Here is a 2,833-nt window from a genome sequence, read left to right as displayed (position 1 = left end):
GTCGTGAACAACCCGACACCCGCCCGCGTGCCGGCCATCAACCTGGACAAAGGAAAAGCAAAGCCCAAGGACAATAAAAAAAGCAATAAGCCCACTAAAACAGCAGAAGAACTGGTCAAGGCATTAATGGAAGATGAACCACTGGCAATCACAGAAATCCAACAATTCATCAATCCGAAACGAATCGAGGAGCTGTGGTGGAACACCCCCTACCAAGGACAAAAACTGTTCGTCCGTGTCTTTTTTTCCGTACCTCAAATGCATAAGGTTATCCAACGGATTGGAGGTCCTGAACTTAATCAGGCAATTAAAACCCTCCTCACCTCTGACCGCTTAATGGCGTCAATCAATGATGGCAGTGAGAAAACCCTGCTGCTATATATGTGTGAAGACTATGTTCGTGCCAGGTATTTACATCAAATTTTTGAAAATAACCCCAAATTACTGGAACGCTGCTTACCCCATTTGTGTACCCGGCAATCCATCCAGCAGGTCGGTGGCGAGGTGACCACGGTTTCACCCTTGTTCTATCTGGCCCTTAAACCCAAGCTCTTTCTGATACTCACCAGTCAATACTTCATGAAGCGCATTCCTGTAGAAACCTGGTATCAGGAAGGCACCCACCCAGGGTATTGCAAGGAGTTACCCCTGCTCACCGCCTTAATAACGACATTATGGCATTCGAGGGAGAATGAAAAAGAGATTGCCGCTATTGTAGACGTGTTAACTCCGCGACTTGTCGATGCCAGCTTTCCCCTTGCATCCCTTTGCAAAGAAGGCCTGCTGATGAAATCAGACGACTATTCGTCGATCTCCTTTCTGCACACCTTGCCTCTTCTCCCCAGGGGATTAGACTTGCTGTGGACATTGATGAACGCTAGTCCAAAGTCCTTTGCACAAATCCCTCTTAAAATCTGGCTTGAGGAAACGAATCAGTATGCACTGGCCGATCGTGTCTCAAATAAAGGATCCGTCTATACTTTTATGGATTTATTTGCATTTCACTGTACGCGGGAGATGCCAACACTCGACAAACTGCTGGACGTATACCCTGATTTACCCTTGGCGATACCAGCGAAGATGCTGTACAGGCATTACGACGAGTCAGGGGCGTCCCTCATTAACGTACTGGCCTTTCAATGCGCCTATGAGTCGTCTAATTTCCTCCCTTCTCTGGCCAAACGAAATCCGGCACTGATAAGGGAAATTCCCATAGAAACATGGTATGCCCATCCTGCCAAGGATGTAATCCCGCCGCTCTATTCGCTTTGTGCTTCCCCCAAAGGCATTGAGGTTATCGTTTGTCTAATGAAAGAATGCCCTGACCTGTTACAGAAGGTTCCGATTGAATTCTGGCATCAGCCATTGAGAAGTATGGGTACAGAAAGCATTTCGCCATTGGATTTATTGCTTAAAAATGCCCCTGACAGGACTCTCGTGGCTCTCATCCTAAGGGCAGCAGGCAAGGATCGGATGAGTCAGTGGGCTGCCAACGATAAAACATTGGCGAGCCTGGTTGATGATTTTTTCCCGGAGAGTGGGCCGCTCGCGGCAGCAATGAACGCTCAGGGTTCTGCGCTTTTTTTCAGCCCCACTGCGGCTAAAGAAAATCACTTGCCTGAATCAGAACCCGTTCAGGAGAAAACCATGGAACCGGGCAACTGACCGGTCATCCACCTTCACCTGCTCCATGATGTTCTCTTGTGTTAGGACCGAAATCCAGTATCATCTGTAGCGGGTCATCCTTGAGAGAAGAAATGTATAACCTGTTCATGCTGATAATCAGTTTTGCCGCGCTCCTGTGGTCAGCCAACCATGTGGTGACGGGCGCCTCTGGCATTGCCTACAATTATCGCCTGCCGCCCTTACTGATAGGCTTTACCCTGGTTGCCCTCGGTACCTCAGCACCGGAAATCATGATTGCCGTGAACGCCACCCTGGAAGGACTGCCGGATATTGCCATTGGCAACGCCATCGGCACCAACATTGCCAACATCGGCCTGGTGTTGGGTCTCACGGCTTTAATCAAACCACTGACGCTGCAATCCTCTCTGCTCAGCCGGGAATACCCCCTGCTTTTTCTAGTGATGCTGTTTACCTATTCCTTAATGCTTGACGGTTACCTTGGCATCGTCGACAGTTGCCTTTTTTTAGCAGCCTGTGTGGCCATGCTAAGTTACCTGCTGCTGACCTCGCGCCAGTCACTGGTCGCCGCCAGAGTCAACAAGGAATTTCAACAGGCCTGGTTTCGTAAACGCTCCATCAGCCTCCATGCCTTAAGCTTTGTGTTAGGCCTGATCATCCTGCCCTTGAGCGCCCGTTACCTGATTGAGGCCAGCGCCGCACTGGCTCACGGTCTCGGCATGAGTGAATTAGTCATCGGCCTCACTGTCGTGGCTTTCGGCTCAAGCCTGCCCGAACTGGTGACGTCCATCATCGCCGCGCTGCGGGGCGCGGATGACATTGCGGTGGGCAATATTCTCGGCTCAAACCTGTTTAACCTGTTAACCGTGATGATTTTCCCGGGAATGATTCATCCCGCGGTCATCAGCCACGCAGTCTTGTGGCGGGATATTCCTGTGATGTTTGGCGCCACCCTGATCCTGTTATGGGGCAGTTACCGCAACAAACGAAAATTAGCCCGCTGGCATGGGGTTTTACTGATCATGGTGTATTTCAGCTACATCATCTCGCTTCTGATCAGCGCCAGTCAGTAGGCTGATTCCGTACGATTGATTTTTCAATACAAACTGATTAATATTCACCCATTTTGAATATTGAGAATCAATTCGTGCAAAAAGTATTATATTGGCAGGAAGTAGTAGGGGGCAGC

2 protein-coding genes are annotated in these 2,833 nt (G+C 49.6%); both read left to right on the top strand.

Annotated elements, in window-relative coordinates; translation table 11 throughout:
- A partial coding sequence (locus tag Lrub_RS06430) for a hypothetical protein (RefSeq protein WP_237760760.1) occupies positions 1–1,665 on the top strand: 1,665 nt, incomplete at its 5' end.
- 107 nt (positions 1,666–1,772) lie between these two features.
- Positions 1,773–2,717, top strand: coding sequence for a calcium/sodium antiporter (locus Lrub_RS06425; protein WP_237760759.1), 945 nt, complete (start codon positions 1,773–1,775; stop codon positions 2,715–2,717).
- The last annotated feature ends 116 nt before the right edge of the window (positions 2,718–2,833 follow it).

This window comes from Legionella rubrilucens (genome assembly GCF_001468125.1).
Taxonomy (GTDB): Bacteria; Pseudomonadota; Gammaproteobacteria; order Legionellales; family Legionellaceae; genus Legionella_C; species Legionella_C rubrilucens.
This window is presented reverse-complemented; position numbering and strand designations above follow the sequence as displayed.